The following is a 20458-nucleotide window of genomic DNA, read 5'->3' as shown; positions in this document are numbered from 1 at the left end:
AGATGTCAGAAAACGAATTCAGAACGGTCAAGGCATCCCAGCAGGTGCTCAAGGAACTGATGGTGCCCTCCTATGCAAACTTCGGTGGCAAGGTACACGGCGGCATCATCCTGTCGCTGATGGACAAGATTGCCTACACCTGTGCTGCGACCCATGCGCGCTGTTATTGCGTCACGGCGTCGATCGATTCGGTGGATTTTCTTAACCCTGTGGAAGTGGGGGAGCTGCTGACGCTCTATGCGTCGGTCAACTACGTCGGGAAATCCTCGATGGAAATCGGCATCAAGGTCGTGTCGGAGGACTTTCACAAGGGCATCGTGAAGCCGACCAATACCTCCTACTTCACCATGGTGGCGGTGGATGAGGAAACGCGCCTGCCGGTGCAGGTACCGGGCCTGGTGCTCGAGGATGATGTTGAGGTCAAGCGCTTCCTGGAAGGGATTACGCGGCGCAAGTTCAAACGCACCTACAAGGACGAACTGCGTCAGGCGCGGCGGGAGCTGGATGTGGAGATCGACCTTGGGCGTCTGGACGGGGAGAATTGCCGCCTGCAGCGCTAACCGGCTATTGACGGCCTTTTCTTGGGGTCAAGAAGCTTGGCGTTGAGAGGCCTGGCTAGAAGAGCGCGGCTCTAGTCGCCCTGCGCCTGGGAAACGTTCAGCCGGCGCTCGAGCTGCTCCAGGTGGGTTTGCAGGTTCTGGATCTGGGGTGCAGTATTTTGCATGGCGCGAATGGCCCGCAGCTTGCCCAGGCAGCTGCGGTACTGATGTGCGGCCACCTGGGCCCGCCCGCCGGCTTCCATTGCCTGGGCATCCATGATGGCTAAGTCGCAGCTCACGCGGTGGTAGCCGCTCTTGATATGACGCAGGCACAGTTCCGCCATTTCGCTCGGCAATTCCTGGCGTTGCTGTTGCAGGCGCAGCAGCTGCGCCAGATCGCGCAACAGGGCGCGTACGCGGCGGGCGCTGTGCTGATCCGGCAACCGTGTCAGTGCCCCCGGGGGCAGGTCGGGCTCGTCAGGTGTTTCCTCCAGGTGCTGTACCAGTGTCAGGCGCTCCTGCTCGCTGCAGGCGCGCGGCGCCAGCTGCTGCAGTTCTGTGAGTGTGAGACTCAGGCTTGCCGCCAGTGCATGGCGGATATCGGTACTCTGGAAGGGGGCGGGCAGGTTGTCCGCAAGGTAGGTCAGGTGACGTATGTTCTCCTGCAACTCGGTGCTGCGTGCAAGGCGCAACTGGCGCCGGTTAACAAGGTGCTGGGTTAGGCTTGCGGCCAGGGTACAGAGCAGTATGGCGGCAAGAATCAATAGTCCTGTTTCGGTCGGGCTCATGGCTATCCTGACGAGTTAGCTAAAAAATGAACATATTGATTTTATAGGAAAAAAACCTTAAAAAACCCTTGACCTACGCCGGCGTCGGAAATAATATACGCCCCGCATTTGGCGTTAAGCCAAAGCGAAATGTCCCATTCGTCTAGTGGTCCAGGACACCGCCCTTTCACGGCGGTAACAGGGGTTCGAACCCCCTATGGGACGCCATTTTCTGACAGTCGATCGGCTGGCGGGAAATTAGCGGGAATAGCTCAGTTGGTAGAGCACGACCTTGCCAAGGTCGGGGTCGCGAGTTCGAGTCTCGTTTCCCGCTCCAATCCTCGAAAGAGGGTATGCCTCGCAAGAGGTGTTAGTAAGTCCCATTCGTCTAGTGGTCCAGGACACCGCCCTTTCACGGCGGTAACAGGGGTTCGAACCCCCTATGGGACGCCATTTTCTGACAGTTGATCGGCTGACAGAAAAATTAGCGGGAATAGCTCAGTTGGTAGAGCACGACCTTGCCAAGGTCGGGGTCGCGAGTTCGAGTCTCGTTTCCCGCTCCAGATCACTCCGTACTTTCATCTGTCCCCTGTTACGCTTGCATGCAGTCACCGCTATTTTCCGGTGTACTATCTGTCGACTCATTTTTCTTTATCGTCTGCGTTGTGCGACGCTGGGTACTATAGTTAGCCGGTGCAGCACTGTCGTCGGCGATCTTCGGGATCGAAATATTCTGCTCTATCTGAATGCTTGCAGGTGCGGATGAGGGTGATCCAGGGTGCTCGGTTTTAGCGTAACGGATTTACTGTGTACAGACGACGTCAACTGTATGTGCAAGCATTGTCCGATTGTGTAATCTGCTTTGTGCGGTTGCGAGACCATTTTCATAACGGGCGCTATATTCCTGTTATCGAACACGGATGCTTGACACGCTGTCTTATATGCGAAGACGGTGGTAGTGCGAGGAAGTGAGTTCTTCATTCTGTGTCTGGGATGGGGTTACAGGGAGAGTTCAAATTGCTGCATGCTGAAACGAGTTCACTTTGTCGTGCATTGTCACTGGCGCCCTGTGCAGTCATGGTCGTCTCGCCTCGGGGAGAGGCCCTCTGGGTCAATGAGGCATTTTGCTCCTTGTCCGGCTGTCAGCCGCAGGACGCCTTGCGTCGTGCGGCGCTATCCTATTTCGAGGGTCCAGCCTCGGACCCTCAGCAGCTGCATCAAATCGATAGGGCGCGATCCTGCGGGGACCCTCTTGATATTGAAATTCTCTTTTATCCGACCGCGGGTGCTGTGCGCTGGGTGCATCTGCAGAGTCAGCCTCTGCACGAGAGCGAAAGGCCGCCGGAGGCCTTTGCGTGGTTTTTCACCGATGTGACGGATGAGCGGCACAGGCGCGGGCTGGAACAGCTGCGCGCCTCGCTGCTGGACCCAGTAGCGCTAGCCAGGCCGCTGGCAGGTCAACTCCAGTCATTGGCCCGCGGTGTTTTGTCTCTGTTGCCTGAGTCGGCTGTCTGTATTCTCCTGCTGCAAGATGATGGGTATCGGCTAGGCTGCGGTGCCACAGCAGGGCTTTCTGATCGCTACCTGGAAGCTTTCGAGAATATGACGCCGGGCGATATGCCGGGGCCTGCATCCCTTGCGATCAGCCGGGCCGAGCCGGTGCAGATCGACGACATCGCAACCAGTGCGAGCTGGCGTCAGCATGGGGATGCGCTGGTATCACAGGGGTTCTCGGCGAGTCTGTCGCACCCGGTGGTCAGTGCCGGCAAGATGCTGGGGTGCATCGATATCTATTATCGCCAGGGGGCGCTCTCGCAGCTTGTTGTCGATGAGGTCGCAGCGGTCGCAGCAAGTATTACGGCTATTGCCCTGCAGCTGCGCGGTGATCGCGATCGGCTGCGGACACTGAGTTGCGGGATGAATCAGGCAAATCTCGCCATTGCAATTCTGGATGCGCGCGGTCATGTGACGGAGATAAACGACTGTTTTGAAGCCCAGACAGGTTTTGGGCGTGCCGATATAGTAGGGCGGCATCTGTCGGAGCTGAATTGCAGTGATGAAGGGGAGGAAGGTTGGGAAAACTGGTGTCAGGAATTGCTCTCATCCAGCGGTTTTGACGGCGAGTTGACGCTGCGACGCAAGAGCGGCGGCGATTATCTGGCTGAAGTGACTTCAACGGTACTGCGGGACTCGCGGGGCACTATTACCCATTATGTGTCTGTGCTCAAGGATGTGACCGAGCACAGGGAAAGTGAAGCCATGCTGCACCAGATGGCCTTTTTTGACCCTATGACGGGGCTGCCAAATCGCCGCTTGCTGCTGGATCGGCTGGAGATGGTACTGGCATCCGGACGCCGTCATCGTCGGGTGTCGGCGCTGATTTTTCTCGATCTGGATCAGTTCAAGCGTGTCAATGATGTCTTCGGGCACAGTGTGGGCGATGCCGCATTGAAAGTGCTGTCGCGGCGGCTGGAAGCGCTGGTGCGCGAGCAGGATACGGTGGCAAGGCTGGGGGGGGACGAGTTTGTGGTATTGCTGCCGGATCTGGACGCCAGTATATCGCCTGATGTCTCACGTACGGTTCGGCGCCTGGCGGGCAAGCTGGCACTGGCAGTGCGTGAGCCGTTTGAGATAGACGGTCATCAGCATCACCTGCAGGCATCCATGGGCATTACGCTGTTGCCCAAGGGGCTGGAAACGGCGGAAGACTTGCTGCGCGAGGCGGACATAGCGCTCTATCGCAGCAAGGCTGCAGGGCTGGGGGAAGTCACGTTTTTCGAGGCGGGTATGCAGCTGCAGGTGCAGGAATTTGCGGATCTGGAACGCGATCTGCGCCATGCGCTAATGCACGGTGAGCTGTTTATATTCCTGCAGTCACAGGTCAACGGTGATGGCCGCATGGTTGCGGCTGAAGCGCTGACACGATGGTGTCATCCCACACGTGGTTTTATTCCGCCGGTGCAGTTTATCCCGGTGGCCGAAGAGTGCGGGCTGATTATTGAGCTGGGAGCCTGGATATTTGCCGAAGTGTGCAAGCTAAGCGTACGGGTTAATGCCTCTGGCCCTGTGCTGCCCCTGTCGATAAACGTCAGTTTAAGGCAATTTCAGCAGGAGGGATTCGTACAAAGCGTCAAGCATATCCTGCAGCAGACAGGTGCAAACCCCGCGAACCTTGTACTGGAAGTTACCGAGAGTCTGCTGGGTGATGAAATGGGCGATGCTGTGGGTGTCATGGCTGAGCTGTCGCGCCTGGGTTTGCAGTTTTCGATTGATGATTTTGGTACCGGCTATTCCAATCTTGCCAGGCTCAAGCAGATGCCGCTGTGCGAACTCAAAATCGACAAGAGTTTCGTACAGGATCTAGCCGAAGGAAGTAATGACGCCGCCATCGTCGAGGCGATTCTTGGTATTGCCAAGAGTCTGCACCTGTCGGTTGTGGCGGAGGGGGTTGAGACCCGGGCGCAGGCAGACTTTTTGCGCCAAAGGGGCTGTGATCGTATGCAGGGATATTTTTTCGCAAGGCCTGAGCCCGCCGAGGTGCTGCTCCGCGAGTGGCTCGAGCCTACTGTCGGTGGCGCCTTGTGCGCTGAGTCCAAGGTTCATTGACGGGTGTGCATATGAATACTGAAAAGACGATGGACGTTCTTGCGCTGGCGTTTCTGGAAAAATTGCCTACGCGATTGCAGGCAATCTGCATGCAGGCCGGACGGGTCGGGCCTGGCTACTGGCAGTCGGGTCCGGTACAGGAGCTGTGTCGATTGTTGCATAGTCTGGTGGGTGCGGCGGGTACCTTTGGTCAGTCAGGGCTTGGGGGCAAGGCACGCTGTCTGCTGGATTTTATTGAAGGCTGGAGTGAGGATAAGGCGGGGCCCACACAGGCGGAGTGGGCTGTCTGGACGGGCTTGCTCGAATCCATGAAAAGCGTGCCACTGTCGAGCCCGCAGCAGCGACGCTGGGATGATGGTGTTGTATTTGACTTGGGTGTGGATCAGGCGCCGAGCCTGGCTAACACGCTCAGGCCTTCCATTGATGTGCTGGAAGATGACCTGGAACAGGCTGCCGTGTTGCAGACACTGCTCGAGTCCCATGGCTACGATGTGCGGGTGTTCGAGGAAACCGCTGACTTCCGGGATGCCTGGCTGGGGGGGCACCGGGCCGATCTGGTGCTGGCTGACATGGTCTTTGCCGAGCGGGTGCAGGCCGGGGCCGAAGTGGTGGTTGAAGTGCTGGCCACGGTGGAAAATGCGCCACCGGTGGTGTTTCTGTCTGCCCGCGATGATGTGCCCGCGCGCCTGGCGGCCTTTCGTGCCGGTGCCTCCCGCTATCTGACCAAGCCGGTTCAGCCGGCCCGGCTGTTCGAGCTGGTGGATGAACTCTCCCTGCGCCGCCCGGCCGAACCCTATCGCGTGATGGTGGTGGATGATGATCCGGTGCAGGCCGAGCTGACGGCAAAACCCCTGCTCGATGCCGGCATGTGTGTTCAAGTGCTGCATCAGCCACTCGAAACCCTGGACATGCTGCGCAGTTTCGGTCCGGACCTGTTGCTGCTGAATATTTCCATGCTGCAGGCCAGTGGTCCGGAGATCGCGGCGATCCTGCGGGAAGAAGATCAGTTTGCCTTCCTGCCGATCCTGTTTCTGTCCGCGGAAAAGAGTGCGGCAACACAGCTGATGGCGCTGGGCTTGGGAGGTGATGATTTTCTGCTCAAGCCCATACGTGCCGTTGCATTGCTCGCGGCAGTGCGTGCCAGGGCCTGGAGGGCCCGGCGCATGCGTTTGCTGGGGGCGCGTTATCAGGCGTTGTCATATGAACATGAGCGCCTGCTGGATGGCGTTAGTCATGGCATCGCCCTGGCACGTGCTGATGCGACAGGCAGCCTGACAATGACAAACGGGCGACTGCGCGCACTGCTTGGGTACGACAGTGCCCAGGCCTGGCGCCAGGAGGGCCTGCCGGCGCTATCGCAGCAGCTGCATGACCTTATCGTCATGTGCCTGGCAGTGGGTGAAACCTGGCAGGGGCAAATGACTTTGCAGCATCGCAATGGGCGGGCCATTACTGTAGAAAGTACCATTACGCCATTTGGAGATGCGGACGGGCGTTCCTATAAGGCATTCGTGATCGTTCAGCCCGAGTGAGTGTTGTTTATCAAGCAAGTTTGAGGTGTAACACAATGGTTCAGCCCTACAGGGATGATGCCGGGGCTGGAGCTCGCTGGAGCCCTGTCTGGTTCGTGTTTTTGGCGGTGGCGGTGTTTGGCGGGTACCTGTGGCTCTTGCTGTCTGGCAGCTGGGGTGTTGGCAGTGCGGCGACCCATACGCTGATGGAACTCGTGGCGACTGTGCTGGCACTGGTGGCCGGGGGTATTGCGCTGGTGCGTTTCTACAGTCGCCCCGAAATTGGTTTCCTGGTGCTGGGCGCGGGCCTGGTGGGCGCGGGGCTCCTGGATGGCTCCCATTGTCTGCTGAGTGCCGCAGGGTTTGAATCAGACGCGCCCTCATCACTGGAGCGCCTGGCGCCCTGGAGCTGGTTTGTCTCGCGTTTTTACTTCGCTGTCTTGCTGTTTATGTGGTGGTGGTTGCGCAAAGCACCCTGGGCTATGCAGATAGACTCGAAACAGCTGGCCTCGCCGGTATTCATCATGACCGGTGTTGTGGCGGTGGGCTGTTTCCTCTTCTTTGCCCTGGCACCCTTGCCCCAGGCGCATTTTGATCTTGCCCTGTTATCCCGCCCTGAAGAGTTTATTCCGGGCACTTTCTTTCTGCTGGCGTTGGTCGGTTTATGGCGCGATCGACGCTGGTCCGAGGATCGCTTCGAGTATTGGCTTGTCATTACACTGCTGCTGAGCAGTCTTTCGCAGTGGCTTATCATGCCTTTTTCGGCGACCTTGTTTGATGTCTCCTTTGTCAGCGCTCATCTGGTCAAGATTCTCAGCTATCTGGCGTTGATGGCGGGCCTGTTCTGCAGCATGTATCAGACGTTCAAGCAGAAGGAGCAGGAAACCTCCCGGCGTCGCCAGGTTGAAACCCGGCTGGGTGCGACCGAGTCCCGCTTGCAGCTGTTGTTTGATCTGTCGCCGGTGGGTATCGCCATGACGGATGTCGGCAGTCGGCGTTTTCTGGACGTTAACGATGCCCTGCTAACGGCGACAGGCTACAGCCGAGAGGCGTTTCTCGAGCTTGACTATGAGGCTGTGGCCGCACGGCCAGGCGCCCAGACTGAGCAGGATATAGAGACCAGCCTGGCTGAAACGGGTCGATACGGGCCCTTTGAATCCGCCTTTATCCGCCAGGATGGTAGCCGCTTTCCAGTGTTGCTCAGTGGCGTAAAGCTGGCGGATGAAGCCGGGCGAGAAGTGATCTGGTCGATCGTGCAGGATATCAGCACGCGCAAGCAGGCCGAACAGGCGCTGGTGAAGGACCGGGAGTTTCTCAAGACAGTGCTGGATAACCTGAGCGACGGTGTTGTCGCCTGTGACGAGACGGGTACCCTGACCCTGTTTAACAATGCCGCGTTTGAGTTTCATGGTTTACCGCCTGAACCGCTGGCCCCCGAGCGCTGGGGGCGGCATTACAGCCTCTATGCCGCGGACGGACAGAGCATTCTGAGGCAGGATGATATTCCGCTGTTTCGGGCACAGAAGGGCGAGGTGGTACGGAATGTCGAGGTTGTGATTGCACCGGTCGGGTTGCCCCGGCGCACCGTTGTCTGCAGTGGTCAGCCGATATTGAGTCCGGAAGGCCAGCAGCTTGGCGCTGTGGTTGTCATGCATGATGTCAGTGAGCGCAAGCAGGCAGAGCGTCAGGTGCAGCAGTTGAATACGCGCCTCAAGCTGGCAACCCAGGCGGCCAAGGTGGGTATCTGGGACTATGCCTTCGCTTCCAGCGAGCTGATCTGGGATGCCAATATGCATGACCTTTACGGCTATGCAGAGGGCGAGTTTGATGGCCGTTACCGCAGCTGGATTGATCAGGTGCATCCGGACGACCAGCGGCGCGTGCAGCAGACGCTGGATGGGCTCTTGCTCAAGAGCGACCCGGTTGAGTGTGAGCTGCGCATCATCCTGCCTGGAGGTGAGATTCGCTGGCTGAAGGCGTTTGCGATCCTGAGTCGTGATGAGTCTGGGCGTCCGCTGCGCATGACCGGCACCAATTGGGATATCTCGCAGACCAAGCACAATGAACAGATGAAAAACGAGTTCATTTCAACGGTCAGCCATGAATTGCGTACGCCCCTGACGTCGATTTCGGGTTCGCTGGGCTTGCTGGCCGGTGGTGCTCTGGGGGACATGCCGCTTAAGGCGAAGCCGTTGCTGGATATTGCCCAGAAGAACAGTCAGCGTCTTATTCATCTGATTAACGATTTGCTGGATATCGAAAAGATCACTGCGGGCAAGATGACATTCAATTTCCAGACGCTGGACATGTCGTTCCAGCTTGAGCGCGCCTGCGAAGTCAATCAGGGCTATGCCGAGGCCCATAGTGTCGAACTGATGCTGGCTGGCGGCGGCGTGGGGCATGCGCTTGTCCGGGCCGACGAGCAGCGCCTGCAGCAGATTCTGGCCAACTTCATCTCCAATGCCATCAAGTTCTCACCCTCTGGCGGGGTGGTTGAGCTTGCGGTGCAGGAGCTGGATGGGCGTGTGCGCGTTACTGTGCGGGATCAGGGGCGAGGTATTCCGGCATCCTTTCATGCCCGCATTTTCCAGAAGTTCGCGCAGGCGGACGCGTCTGATACCAAGTCGACAGAAGGTACCGGCCTTGGGTTATCGATCTGCAAGGAGCTGGCCGAGTGCATGGGTGGCGGCGTAGGTTTTGATTCGATTGAGGGGCAGGGCAGCTGTTTTTACGTCGAGTTTGACGATCTGAAGATTGAGAGCAGTGAGCCGGACCCGGATACGCCGCTGCCAGAAGGTGCGCCGCGAGTACTGGTGGTGGAAGACGAGCCTGATATTGCGCGCCTTATCAGTCTGATGCTTAAGCGCGGCGGGGTCGCCAATGATGTGGTATTCAATGGCAAGCAGGCACTGGCGCAATTGCGGGTAGCGACCTACGACGCCATGACGCTGGACCTTATCTTGCCTGATATTGCCGGCAGCAAAATTATCCGCAAAGTGCGGGAGTGGGAGCAGGATGAAGGTCGCGAGCCACTGCCTATCCTGGTGGTTTCGGTCGTGGCCGAAGAAGGCCGGCTGGAAATTGGCGGCAACTTCCCCGTGGTCGACTGGATGAGCAAACCGATTGATGAAATGCGGCTGCTGGCAAGTCTCAGGCATATGCTGCCCAAGGGGCTGCCGGCATCGGTGCCACGGATTCTGCATGTCGAAGATGACAAGGACCTGTGCGAGGTGGTCAACGTCATGGTCAGTGAACTGGCCTCTCTCGATCGGGCCGGATCGCTTGCCAGCGCAAGGCGCAAACTGGCGCAGGAAGCCTATGATCTGGTGATTCTGGATCTGGGGTTGCCAGACGGGTCTGGCTGGTCCTTGCTGCCGGAGCTGAAAGAATTGACCCAGCGGCCGCAAATTATGCTGTTGTCGGCGACCGAAGTCAGCTTTGCCGAGGCGCAGCAGGTTGATGCGGTGTTGCTCAAGTCCCGGGTCTCACAACAGGATCTGCTTGAGCAGTTACGCGCTCTGCTGGAGCAAACCCGGGCCAGACGCGTGATAGCGACGGCGATTGAATGCGAGACCGCAACTCCTTTGGATACGGGGGCTAACTGATGCAGGCGCCTGACATTCCCGATAATGAGGCGCAACGGCTGGCGGCACTTCAGCGCCTGTATATTCTGGATACGTCGGCGGAGGAGCGGTTTGACCGCCTGACTCGCCTGGCGAAGGCCCTGTTTCAGGTGCCGATAGCGCTTGTCAGTCTGGTGGATGCTGATCGGCAATGGTTCAAGTCGCGCCAGGGACTGGATGCCTGTGAAACACCCCGCAACATATCCTTTTGTGGTCATGCCATTCTGCAAGACGGTGTCTTTCATGTGCCTGATACGCATGCCGATCCGCGTTTTGCCGACAACCCCCTGGTTGAACTGGCGCCGAACATTCGCATGTACACGGGCGCGCCGCTGCGTACTCTCGAGGGTTTGCGCATCGGCACCCTGTGCATTATCGACGACAGTCCCCGCGCTCTGGATCAGGCGCAACTCAGTGCGTTGCGGGATCTGGCCGACTGTGTCGAGCGCGAGCTGGCACAGGCCGAGTATGAAACCCTGATGCTGCGCCTCAGTGAGGCCGAGTCCTACAGCCGTGCCGTCATGAACCATGTTATCGATGGCATCATGACGCTGGACGCCAGGGGGATTATCTGTGATCTGAATCAGGCGGTATCGCAGATGTTTGGTTATGATCGCGATGCCTTGCTGGGACAGAGTCTGGACTCGCTGCTGTTTTCGCCGGTCGATGGGCACAGCGGCCTGGGGTCCGCTGCGGAGTTCGAGGCGTTTACTCAGCGGGCCGACGGGCGCGAGATCGTATTGCAGGGGCAGCGCAGCGATGGTGGTGTCTTTGCGCTGGAGGTGGGGCTTTCGGCGGTGAACCGCCGCGGTGGCAGGCAGTTTGTGCTCCTGCTGCGGGATATCAGCTTGCGCCACGGCGCCGAACAGGAGCAAAAAAAGTACTCCGTTGCGCTGGAACGCCTGCATACAATCACGACCTCGTGCTGGTCCTTCGAGCGCAAGGTCGAGCAGCTGCTGCAACTGGGCAAGGATGTGTTCGAGCTGCCGCTGGCCATCGTCAGCTGTATCGAGGCGAATGATTACCGGGTTGAATTTATCAGCGGCCCGCAGGGAGCTCCTGAGCCGGGAAGCCGTTTTTCACTGGGCTCGACCTATTGCGTGCACTGTTTGCAGGCCGATTCACCGCTGGGCTTTCATCATGCCGGTGAGAGCGACATCAGTGAGCATCCCTGTTATCAGAATTTCGGGCTTGAGGCTTACATAGGGGCGCCCCTGCTGGTGGATGGACTGCGCTATGGAACGCTGAATTTTTCCGGCCCGGATGCGCGTACACACCCCTTCGGCAAGATCGACTTCAACCTGATTCAGCTGTTCAGCCGCTGGGTGGGCAATGAGATTAGCCGCAACAGGACCCAGCTGGTGCTGCAGCGAGAAATAGCCCACCGGACCGCAATCCTGGACAGTGCCAACTTCAGTATCATGTTCTGCGATCAGGAAGGTGTGGTGCGGTCGTTTAACCGTGGCGCGCAGCGCATGCTGGGTTATCGCTCGCAGGACGTGGTGAACCAGCAGCGGCTGACCTTTGTACATGACGCGCAGGAGCTGGCTGCCAGTGCCGTGGCACAGGGGCTGGAGTTTGCCGCTGAGTCCGGTGTCGAGGTGCTGGTCGGTCGCTCGCGCAATGGTTCAGCCGAAGAGCATGAGTGGACCTACGTGCGGCAGGATGGTTCGCGCTTTGCGGCCCAGGTATCCATCACCTCGGTGCGGGACGAGCGCGGCCAGATCGGCGGTTATGTGTGTATTGGCGCCGATATCAGCGAGCGCAAGCGCATTGATGCAATGAAAAGCGAGTTTATCGCCACCGTGAGTCACGAGTTGCGTACACCCCTTACATCCATTGCCGGGTCCCTGGGGTTGATCTGCGGCGGTGTGCTGGGAGACGTGCCCGAAAGTGCCAGGCCCTTGCTGGCTATAGCGCTAAAAAACAGCGAACGACTCATCCATCTGATCAATGACTTGCTGGATATTGAAAAAATTACCGCCGGCAAGATGCAGTTTGATCTTCGCACCCAGGATGTGGCCGAGCTGGTGAGCAAGGCGCTGGAGGGCATAGCCGGTTACGCAGAACCCTATAAGGTGACGGTGACGCAGGGCCGTGTGCCTGATGAGCCGCCCCGCATCTGGGTGGATGAACAGCGCGTGCAACAGATTCTGGCGAACTATTTCTCCAATGCAGTGAAGTTTTCACCACTGGGGTCCGAGGTAGGGGTGCATGTGGATGTGCTGGGCGCCTGGGTACGGGTGTCGGTAGAGGACAGTGGCATGGGTATTTCCACTGAATTTCGCCCCTACGTGTTTGAGAAATTTGCCCAGGCCGATGGCTCTGATACCAAGAAAACCGCCGGTACCGGGCTGGGTCTGGCGATCTGCAAGGAGTTGGCCGAACATATGGGCGGGCGGGTCGGTTTTGAGTCTGAACCGGGTTGTGGCAGTGTGTTTTATGTGGAGTTTCCCCGCGCAAATCGCGATGGGGTGGCGTCGGCCAATGTGCGACAGGACAAGCAGGGGCGGCCCTTTGTTGAGCGTCGTCGCAGTGTGCTGTCCAGTCGCAGCCAGCTGGGGCTGGATGCTGCGGTGGCGGGGAATGGGCGAGTCCTGCATGTGCGCGATGCGCAGGATCAGACCCTGCACCGCCTGGCTGAGCGCCTGGCGGTGGATGTCGAACAGGCCTACAGCATTGAAGATGCCAGGGCCAGGCTCGAAAACCGCGCCTACGATCTGGTCATACTGGATGTCGGGATTGAGGATAACCGCACCCGCACCCTGTTGCCGCATATTCAGGGGCTCAGGGATTCGCCCCGTGTACTGGTGCTGACGGTGGAGGATACGTCAGCCCAGTGGCTGGATGACGTCGACAGTACGCTGGTCAAGTCGCGCATATCTGAACAGGATCTCAGCCAAAGTGTTAAAAGCTTGTTGCATTTGGCACAGCATACTCAGGGAGAAAAAGCAGAATGACGGAATTGGTCAGCCCAGTGGCTGGATGACGTCGACAGTGCGCGGGTTAGAGCGCGCATAGCTGAACAGGATCTCAGCCAAAGCGTTAAAAGCGTGTTGTATTTGGCACATATATAGTCAGGGAGAAAAAGCAGAATGACGGAATTGGATCGCGTGCTCTATGTCGAGGATGACGAGGATATCCGGGTCGTCGCCCAGGTGGCGCTCGAAATGGTCGGTGGACTCAATGTGAAGGTGTGCTCATCCGGCGATCAGGCGCTGGCCGAGGCAGAGGCGTTTGCGCCCCAGCTTATTTTGCTTGATGTCATGATGCCGGGGCTGGATGGCCCTATGACGCTGGCGGGGCTGCGCCAGATACCCGCGTTGGCGCAAACGCCAGTGCTGTTTATGACGGCCAAGGTGCAGCCCTCGGAAGTCGAACACTACCGGTCTCTCGGTGCTGTGGATGTATTGAGCAAGCCTTTTGATCCCATGAGCCTGGCTGATCAGTTGAAGTCCATCTGGGGTGGCTTGAATGACGGCTAAAGACCGTGCAGTAGAAACGTTAAAGTTGCAGCGTCAGCGCTATCTGGAGCGCCTGCCGGCGACCGTTGCCTACCTCGGCGAACTGGCGCTGGCCTGGGGGAAGGGGCGTCTGGATACTGAGCGTTTTGATGCTCTGAAGCAGGGGCTGCACCGTATTGCGGGCTCCGCTGGCATTTTCGGGCAGGAGGCGCTGGGGCTTGAAGCCAGCCGGCTGGAGCAGGCAATCCGTGGCGGTCAGTTGCTTGAGGGAGACGCCCGTCAGGCGCTGGTGCGGGACGTTCTGGCACTGGGCGAGCGCTGGCTCAATTCGACTGAGCATCTGGCCGCGCCGGTCAGCACGCTCGAGACCCCGTCCCAGGGCGTTATGCCAACGATCTGGCTGCTGATGGGCGCGGTTACCCGTGAGCAGAATTTATTGCGCTCACTGCGTCAGTACGGTTTTGCAGTTAAACCACTGGATGGGCTCCAGGCGGCGGAAGATGCGCTGGTGTTTCCCGAGCCCACGCAGGGTGTGCTGATACTGGATGCCGAGCGGGTAACGCTTCCAGAGTCGCTTTTGCAACGCCTGTCTCTTGCCGGTGTGCCCTTGGTGTTCATTTCACAGCAGGATGACTTTGAGTCCCGACTTGAAGCGGCAAGATTGGGCGCGGCGGCATTTTTCGTGCGGCCACTGAATGTGATGCAACTGGTTGAAAAGGTCGATTCGCTGGTGGGGGATCATACGGAAATACCCTATCGCATTCTGATTGTGGACGATGACGAGATGTTGTCGCTCAGTTATCAGCAGGCGCTTCTCAATGCGGGAATGCGGGCAGAGATCGAGCCTGACCCGACCCACCTGCTGCGTCGGCTGGAGGATTTTCGGCCGGACCTGTTGTTGCTCGATATCCACATGCCGGGCTATAGCGGTGTCGAGCTGGCCGCGGCGCTGCGCTACTACGACGAATGGACCGGCTTGCCGATCATTTATTTGTCGGCGGAAATTAACCGGGAGCGGCAGTTGCACGCGCTGAATCGGGGCGGGGACGATTTCATTACCAAGCCCATCTCCGAGCAGTATCTGGTGTCGGTCGTTCGAGTGCGGGCAGAGCGTATGCGTCGTCTTGCCAACCTGCGCGCCTGCGATGGTCTGACCGGGCTGTTGAATCATGTGCATATCAAGGAAGCGCTTGCTGCCGAGTGCCTGCGCGCGACACGGGAGGAAAGCTGCTTCAGTGTGGTCATGCTGGATATCGATCACTTCAAACAGGTGAACGATACCTATGGCCATGCCCGGGGCGATACCGTGATTCGGGCTCTGGCGCATTTGCTGAAAACCCGTTTGCGGGGCACGGACAAGGTCGGGCGTTACGGCGGCGAGGAGTTTTTTGCCATTTTGCCCAGTTGTCAGGAAGAGGGGGCGGAACGCCAATGCAACTGGCTGCGCGAAGCCTTCGCGGCGCTTGAGTTCGAGCATGAAGGTGAAACCTTCGCTTGCACGCTAAGTGCCGGTATCGCCTGCAGTGAAGATTTTGAACTGCTGCACGCCGATCAGTTTATTGAATGCGCTGACCAGGCGCTCTATGCGGCCAAGGACGCTGGGCGCAACTGTGTGGTGGGCTGGCACGGGAAGCTGCCGCCGCGAAGCGAAGCCGGGTTCGGCGTAGCGCGCCAATAAAATTCCTTGAGGGGCTTTACAGCTCCTGATCCTGGGCATAGAATACGCGCCTCTTCTGGTGAAGAGGCCGCAGCGTCCCATTCGTCTAGTGGTCCAGGACACCGCCCTTTCACGGCGGTAACAGGGGTTCGAACCCCCTATGGGACGCCATTTCATGCCAGGCACAGCCTGCGGAAATACGGCAAGCGCGCAAGCGTTCAGCGGGAATAGCTCAGTTGGTAGAGCACGACCTTGCCAAGGTCGGGGTCGCGAGTTCGAGTCTCGTTTCCCGCTCCAATCCTCGAAAGAGGACATTCCTCGCAAGAGGAGTTTTATCAGTCCCATTCGTCTAGTGGTCCAGGACACCGCCCTTTCACGGCGGTAACAGGGGTTCGAACCCCCTATGGGACGCCACTTTCTGACAGCCGCTCGGTTGGAAGAAGAATAAGCGGGAATAGCTCAGTTGGTAGAGCACGACCTTGCCAAGGTCGGGGTCGCGAGTTCGAGTCTCGTTTCCCGCTCCAATCCTCGTCCGGGGATTCAGTCAGTCCCATTCGTCTAGTGGTCCAGGACACCGCCCTTTCACGGCGGTAACAGGGGTTCGAACCCCCTATGGGACGCCATTTCGACCAGCTCCTGCTTTTGACTTACCTCAGGCTTATTCTTTCCTATACTATTCATCGGATTGACAGGAATATCAGGGGGTAGCAAGGGATTGTGGGATATTTTCTGCGTTATGGGGTGCTGACACTCGTGCTTGGCGTATTGCCGGTACAAAGTCTGTGGTCCCAGGTTGTGATTGCCCATCCCGGGGTTCAGACCGACTCCCTCAGCCCAGCCTACCTTTTTTCTCTCTTCTCACTGCGCAACCGTCACTGGCCCCAGGGGCAGCCCGTCTCGCTGATCGTATTTGAGGATCAGCATCCCGCCCACGTTGACTTCGTCAAGCAGGATCTGGGTGTGTTTCCCTATCAGCTGCGCAGCATCTGGGACCGCTATATTTTTTCAGGCGCCGTGCAGGCACCCAGAGTCGTCGGCAACGCTGAAGAGATGCTTTATTGGGTCAGTCATACCGAGGGCGGGATTGGTTACCTTGAGTCTGCCGTTGGCGATATTCAGGGGGTGCGCGTCATTGAAATCAAATAGCCTGGCTTGTCTAATGGGAGTCGCAATGCTCTTTGCGGCTTTGGCGGTGCGAGCCGATGGCACGGCGTTGCCATCTAACCTGCGCATGAACGGCTTTGTCACCCAGGGTTACTTTCTCACCGATCACAACAATATTTATGGCAACAGTGAAGACGGCAGCTTCGACTTTCGTGAGCTAGCGGTCAATGCGTCCTGGCGACCTAAGTCTGATCTTCTGGTGGCCGGTCAGCTGATGTCCCGTCGTGCCGGCAACGTCAATGACGGTTCACCGCAAGTGGATTATCTGCTGCTGGACTGGCGTCTGCAGGACAGTCTCGAGACCCAGAGCGGCCTGCGTCTGGGGCGACTCAAGGTGCCCTACGGCTTTTATAATGACACCCGGGATGTGGCTTTTACGCGGCCTTCCATTCTGCTGGCCCAAGAGATCTATTACGACATGTCCCGTGATCTGGCGCTGTCCGTTGATGGCGCAGGCTTCTATCGCCAGGGGATGGCGGCTGGTCTCCATCTGGATCTGGATCTGATGCTGGGGCTCCCCAAGACGGATGTGGCGGTCGAATATCCCTATCTTGGAGGGGATATGCCCGGCGAGTTTGACTCAGGCCTGGCTGTGATTGGCCGCCTGATGCTGTCCGACCCGCAGGAGCGTTGGCGTGCCGGCGTCTCGCTGCTGAGCTTTGATCTGGATTACGAGGCTTTCGATGATCCGGTGCCCGTGATGTTGCCGGGGGATGGTCAGCTGCATGTGGATATTGCCGTGCTGTCAGGGCAGGCGCGATATAAGCGCTGGCTGTTTACGGCCGAATACATGCTGCAGCATATTGACTGGGGCGAGCTCGGCGGGGTTGTGGCGCTTAAGCCCGAGGTCGATCTGGAGGCCTACTACCTGCAGGCGCAATATCGTTTTTCTTCGCAATGGGATCTTATCCTGCGCTATGGCGAAGCCTATCTTGATCGTGACGACCGGGACGGCCTGGATTACCAGGCGCGACTCGCTGATCTGGGCATCGCTTCGCTGCCCGCCGTGCGCTACGCCAGGGACCTGACCCTGGGGGTTGGCTGGCAGCCGTCGCCGGCCTGGCTGCTGCGGGCGGAATGGCACCGTGTGCGGGGTGCCCTCTGGCTGCCGGTACAGGACAATCCGGACCGTCTGCAGCTGGAGCGCAGCTGGAATCTGTTTGCGCTCCAAGCCACCTACCGGTTTTAGGGGGCGCCATGAGTACCAGGGCGAGCAGAAGCAGTACCTTTATCAGTCTTAAATGGAAACTGATGCTGATTCTGCTGATGACGTTGTCCCTGGTCTATGGTCTGGCTCAAACCCTGTCCTATTCGCGTCAGCAGCGGGAGCTGGCGGCCGAGCTCAGTGCGCGCAGTCAGCAGCAGGTCGACATGCTTAATGCCACGGTGGATACGAGTTACAGGCGTCTGCTGGATATAGCCCAGGTTATGCTGTTGCCGCGAAATGACGCCCTGGCTGCACCGACCGATGACCCCTGGTCGCAACAGGCCCAGGACATGGAGAGTCGAGCGACGAACATCCTGATGCTGGGGGTGGTGGATCTGGTGCAGCTGTACAGCGCCGATGGTCAATTGCAGCAGGCCTGGGGGGAGTCACTGGCTATCAAACCGGAGATTGTCCGGCGGGTGCTTGAGCTTGAACAGCCGCAACAGAGTATTTCATGTCAGAATAACTGTCTGCGTTACCTGGCCATTCCGGTTATGTTCGAGGGTGGCACGACCGCGGTCCTGCTGGTGGGCAGCCTGATGCATGATGTGGTGCTGGAGTACCATCGCCAGAGCACCGTGGATATCGGCTTGCTGTTGATGCCCTCAGGGCGCGGTGATGGCTTGGCGCCGCGTCTGATGGCGCTTACCAACCGTGACCGCTATGAGTCAATGCTCAGTCATATGAACCTGACGGCGCGGCTGCAAAGCCCCGGCTCCAGCTTTAGGCTGACGGTGGATGGGCGCGAGCTGGAGCTGTTGTTGTCACCCCTGGTTCAGGATATATCCGACAGTCGCGCCTACTGGCTGATTATCAGTGATATCACGGCACCGCTGGAGGCCATGCATAACCGGCGCCTGTTCGATATGAGCGTCGCGCTGAGCGGCATTGTGCTGGTCCTGGTACTGCTGGCGCTGATGTTGCGCCGCCCGCTGGGCTATCTTGGGCGCCTGGCCGAACAGCTGCCACAACTGGCCAGGGTCGGCGGCCTGCGCAAGCAGGAGTTGCAGCAATTGCCGGCAGGTCTTGGTTCCAGAGCCTTTAGTGACGAGCTGGATGTGCTGGCGGACAGCGCCGGTGAGCTTGCCAGTCGGCTGGATGAGCTGGAGGACGCCGTGGCTGACCACACCCTGCATCTGGAGCGGCGCAGCGCGGCACTGCAGCGTGAGCGTGATTTTGTCACCAGTCTGTTTGATACAGCGGAGGCCGTGATTCTGACGCAAAGCCGCGCCGGGGTTATTCAGTCCATGAACCAGCATGGCAGTCGTCTGCTGGGGCTTGCCCTGCCGTTGCAGCCCGGTTATCGCTTCGAGGATATCGGGCTGCTGGCAGAAGGCGAGGATGCACAGGCGCAGTTGCAGTCGCTTTATGAGGGCCGCAATCCGCGGTTGCAGCTGGATACGCGCTTTGTCGCCGACGATGGGCGCGAGCTGCACCTCTCGTGGCAGCATTCGCGGCTGCGCGACGCAGGCGATCGCGATGCCTATATTCTCTCCATCGGGCTGGACATGACCGAGCGGCGCCACGCTGAAAGCCGCCTCTACTGGCTTGCCAACCATGATCCGCTGACCCGACTGCCCAACCGCCAGCTGTTTTTCGAAGCGCTGGTACAGCGGTTGAAAAGTGCGGCGCAATCCGGTCGGGAGCTGGCCATGCTCTGTTGCGATATTGACGATTTCAAAGGCGTTAATGACAGCCTTGGGCACCATGTTGGCGATCAGCTGCTCGAGGCGGTGGCGCTGCGTATCGGCGAAATCACTGTTGAAGAGCATCATCTGGCACGCCTGGGAGCGGATGAGTTTGTACTCATGCTGGAGTGCGAACGGGACATAGCGTCGGCGGCCAGTTGTTTGGCCCAGCGCCTGATTGGTGCTTTTGTCGAGCCGTTTCATCTGGGAGGCTACGAAATTTACAGCACTCTCAGCATTGGTATCAGCCTGTTCCCGGAGCATGGCCAGGACGCCACCGACCTGGTTAAAAGTGCAGACCTGGCAATGATCGAGGCCAAGGAACAGGGCTCGGGGCGCTACCGTGTGTACCACGCGGCACAGGGCAGTGTGCGGGTAGAGCGCTTTGCGCTGGGCAACGAGTTGCGTCGGGCAACGGATAGGGGCGATTTTACCCTGCAGTATCAACCCAAGGTGGATGCCCTCAGTGGCCTTGTCTGTGGCATGGAGGCGCTGGTGCGCTGGCAGCATCCCGAGTTTGGTGCTGTGTCCCCCGGGCGCTTTATTCCGCTGGCCGAGGAAATGGGGCTGATTGTGCCGCTGGGGCGCTGGGTGTTGAACGAGGCCTGTCGGCAAATGGCGCAGTGGCAAGGTGAGGGCATGATTCCGATTCGCCTGGGGGTGAATCTTGCCGGTCCGCAAATAGCCCACGAGGGTCTGTTGCAGGAGGTAGACGCTGCGCTGGCGCATTCAGGTTTGCCGCCGACCCTGCTTGATCTGGAAATCACTGAAAGCTTCGTGATTCGCCAGCCGGAGCTGACCATCAGCAAGCTGATTCAATTGCGCGAGCGGGGTATCAGCCTGTCGATGGATGATTTCGGCACCGGTTACTCCTCACTGAGTTACCTTAAACGCTTGCCCATCAACACCCTGAAAATAGATCAGAGCTTTGTACGCGACATAGGCAAGGACAGGGATGACGAGGCGATCGTCAAGGCGATTATCGTGATGTGCCGCAGTCTGGGCATTGGGGTGCTGGCCGAAGGTGTGGAAACCAGCGAGCAGCTCGACTTTCTGCTCAAGCACGGCTGTCACCACATCCAGGGTTATTACTACAGCCGCCCGCTAGACCCATTGGCCCTGTGGGACTTCGTGGATCAACACGGGAGTTCGGAATAGGCGTCGCCGGGGAATTGGATGATACCGGGGGTCGTCATTATGCGCCGCAGATCAATACAGGCCCGACAAGCATC

11 protein-coding genes and 9 tRNA genes are annotated in these 20458 nt (G+C 58.7%); 19 read left to right on the top strand and 1 reads right to left on the bottom strand.

The annotated features are described in order from the left end of the window. Nucleotides 1-2: 2 nt before the first annotated feature. Nucleotides 3-560, top strand: coding sequence for an acyl-CoA thioesterase (locus A8C75_RS15555; RefSeq protein WP_067287019.1), 558 nt, complete (start codon nucleotides 3-5; stop codon nucleotides 558-560). 71 nt (nucleotides 561-631) lie between these two features. On the opposite strand, the gene A8C75_RS15550 is transcribed toward A8C75_RS15555, so the two are convergent. After that, nucleotides 632-1327: a hypothetical protein gene (locus A8C75_RS15550; protein ID WP_067384375.1), complete on the bottom strand. Its 696-nt coding sequence runs from the start codon at nucleotides 1325-1327 to the stop codon at nucleotides 632-634. A 131-nt stretch (nucleotides 1328-1458) separates the two neighbouring features. Here A8C75_RS15550 and A8C75_RS15545 point away from each other — a divergent pair. The 18 genes from A8C75_RS15545 to A8C75_RS15460 all read left to right on the top strand — a co-directional run bounded on the left by A8C75_RS15545 (nucleotide 1459) and on the right by A8C75_RS15460 (nucleotide 20384). Then, nucleotides 1459-1534: transfer RNA gene (locus A8C75_RS15545), tRNA-Glu, on the top strand. 33 nt (nucleotides 1535-1567) lie between these two features. Continuing rightward, a tRNA-Gly gene (locus A8C75_RS15540) sits at nucleotides 1568-1643 on the top strand. Nucleotides 1644-1683: 40 nt separating this feature from the next. Beyond that, nucleotides 1684-1759 (top strand) — tRNA-Glu (locus A8C75_RS15535). A 34-nt stretch (nucleotides 1760-1793) separates the two neighbouring features. Then, nucleotides 1794-1869: transfer RNA gene (locus A8C75_RS15530), tRNA-Gly, on the top strand. A gap of 430 nt (nucleotides 1870-2299) precedes the next feature. Next, complete coding sequence (locus tag A8C75_RS15525) at nucleotides 2300-4912, top strand: EAL domain-containing protein (RefSeq protein WP_084784108.1); 2613 nt, start codon at nucleotides 2300-2302, stop codon at nucleotides 4910-4912. 11 nt (nucleotides 4913-4923) lie between these two features. Beyond that, nucleotides 4924-6444, top strand: a complete 1521-nt coding sequence (locus A8C75_RS15520; RefSeq protein ID WP_084784107.1) for a response regulator — start codon at nucleotides 4924-4926, stop codon at nucleotides 6442-6444. Nucleotides 6445-6479: 35 nt separating this feature from the next. Continuing rightward, on the top strand, nucleotides 6480-10028 hold the full coding sequence (locus A8C75_RS15515; RefSeq protein WP_084784106.1) for a PAS domain S-box protein: 3549 nt from the start codon (nucleotides 6480-6482) through the stop codon (nucleotides 10026-10028). After that, nucleotides 10028-13006 (top strand): PAS domain S-box protein, encoded by a 2979-nt coding sequence (locus A8C75_RS15510; protein WP_067384363.1) that lies wholly within the window; start codon nucleotides 10028-10030, stop codon nucleotides 13004-13006. Before A8C75_RS15515 ends, A8C75_RS15510 begins: the two co-directional genes overlap by 1 nt. Nucleotides 13007-13141: 135 nt before the next feature. Then, nucleotides 13142-13531 carry a response regulator gene (locus tag A8C75_RS15505; protein ID WP_067384360.1) on the top strand — a complete coding sequence of 130 codons (390 nt, stop codon included), beginning with the start codon at nucleotides 13142-13144 and terminating at the stop codon, nucleotides 13529-13531. Beyond that, complete coding sequence (locus tag A8C75_RS15500) at nucleotides 13521-15188, top strand: diguanylate cyclase (RefSeq protein WP_067384357.1); 1668 nt, start codon at nucleotides 13521-13523, stop codon at nucleotides 15186-15188. Before A8C75_RS15505 ends, A8C75_RS15500 begins: the two co-directional genes overlap by 11 nt. Nucleotides 15189-15262: 74 nt before the next feature. Further along, a tRNA-Glu gene (locus A8C75_RS15495) sits at nucleotides 15263-15338 on the top strand. Between the two features lie 50 nt (nucleotides 15339-15388). Beyond that, nucleotides 15389-15464, top strand: a tRNA-Gly gene (locus tag A8C75_RS15490). 41 nt (nucleotides 15465-15505) lie between these two features. Continuing rightward, nucleotides 15506-15581 (top strand) — tRNA-Glu (locus A8C75_RS15485). A 34-nt stretch (nucleotides 15582-15615) separates the two neighbouring features. Next, nucleotides 15616-15691: transfer RNA gene (locus A8C75_RS15480), tRNA-Gly, on the top strand. A gap of 23 nt (nucleotides 15692-15714) precedes the next feature. Next, nucleotides 15715-15790, top strand: a tRNA-Glu gene (locus A8C75_RS15475). A 94-nt stretch (nucleotides 15791-15884) separates the two neighbouring features. Continuing rightward, nucleotides 15885-16313, top strand: a complete 429-nt coding sequence (locus tag A8C75_RS15470; protein ID WP_084784105.1) for a hypothetical protein — start codon at nucleotides 15885-15887, stop codon at nucleotides 16311-16313. Between the two features lie 25 nt (nucleotides 16314-16338). After that, nucleotides 16339-17520, top strand: a complete 1182-nt coding sequence (locus A8C75_RS15465) for a hypothetical protein (protein ID WP_067384354.1) — start codon at nucleotides 16339-16341, stop codon at nucleotides 17518-17520. An 8-nt stretch (nucleotides 17521-17528) separates the two neighbouring features. Next, a complete protein-coding gene (locus tag A8C75_RS15460) occupies nucleotides 17529-20384 on the top strand; it encodes a bifunctional diguanylate cyclase/phosphodiesterase (protein WP_162272102.1) in 2856 nt (951 codons plus the stop codon). Nucleotides 20385-20458 lie beyond the last annotated feature (74 nt).

It is taken from the genome of Marinobacterium aestuarii (genome assembly GCF_001651805.1).
Lineage (GTDB): Bacteria > Pseudomonadota > Gammaproteobacteria > Pseudomonadales > Balneatricaceae > Marinobacterium_A > Marinobacterium_A aestuarii.
Note: the sequence above shows the minus strand (reverse complement) of the source record. Positions and strands in the feature narration are given on the sequence as shown.

Bases quoted from the DNA above. Each gene is read 5' to 3' on its own strand.
- A8C75_RS15555 (WP_067287019.1), top strand. From the start codon at position 3: ATGTCAGAAAACGAATTCAGAACGGTCAAGGCATCCCAGCAGGTGCTC.
- A8C75_RS15550 (WP_067384375.1), bottom strand. From the start codon at position 1,327: ATGAGCCCGACCGAAACAGGACTATTGATTCTTGCCGCCATACTGCTC.
- A8C75_RS15525 (WP_084784108.1), top strand. From the start codon at position 2,300: ATGGGGTTACAGGGAGAGTTCAAATTGCTGCATGCTGAAACGAGTTCA.
- A8C75_RS15520 (WP_084784107.1), top strand. From the start codon at position 4,924: ATGAATACTGAAAAGACGATGGACGTTCTTGCGCTGGCGTTTCTGGAA.
- A8C75_RS15515 (WP_084784106.1), top strand. From the start codon at position 6,480: ATGGTTCAGCCCTACAGGGATGATGCCGGGGCTGGAGCTCGCTGGAGC.
- A8C75_RS15510 (WP_067384363.1), top strand. From the start codon at position 10,028: ATGCAGGCGCCTGACATTCCCGATAATGAGGCGCAACGGCTGGCGGCA.
- A8C75_RS15505 (WP_067384360.1), top strand. From the start codon at position 13,142: ATGACGGAATTGGATCGCGTGCTCTATGTCGAGGATGACGAGGATATC.
- A8C75_RS15500 (WP_067384357.1), top strand. From the start codon at position 13,521: ATGACGGCTAAAGACCGTGCAGTAGAAACGTTAAAGTTGCAGCGTCAG.
- A8C75_RS15465 (WP_067384354.1), top strand. From the start codon at position 16,339: ATGCTCTTTGCGGCTTTGGCGGTGCGAGCCGATGGCACGGCGTTGCCA.
- A8C75_RS15460 (WP_162272102.1), top strand. From the start codon at position 17,529: ATGAGTACCAGGGCGAGCAGAAGCAGTACCTTTATCAGTCTTAAATGG.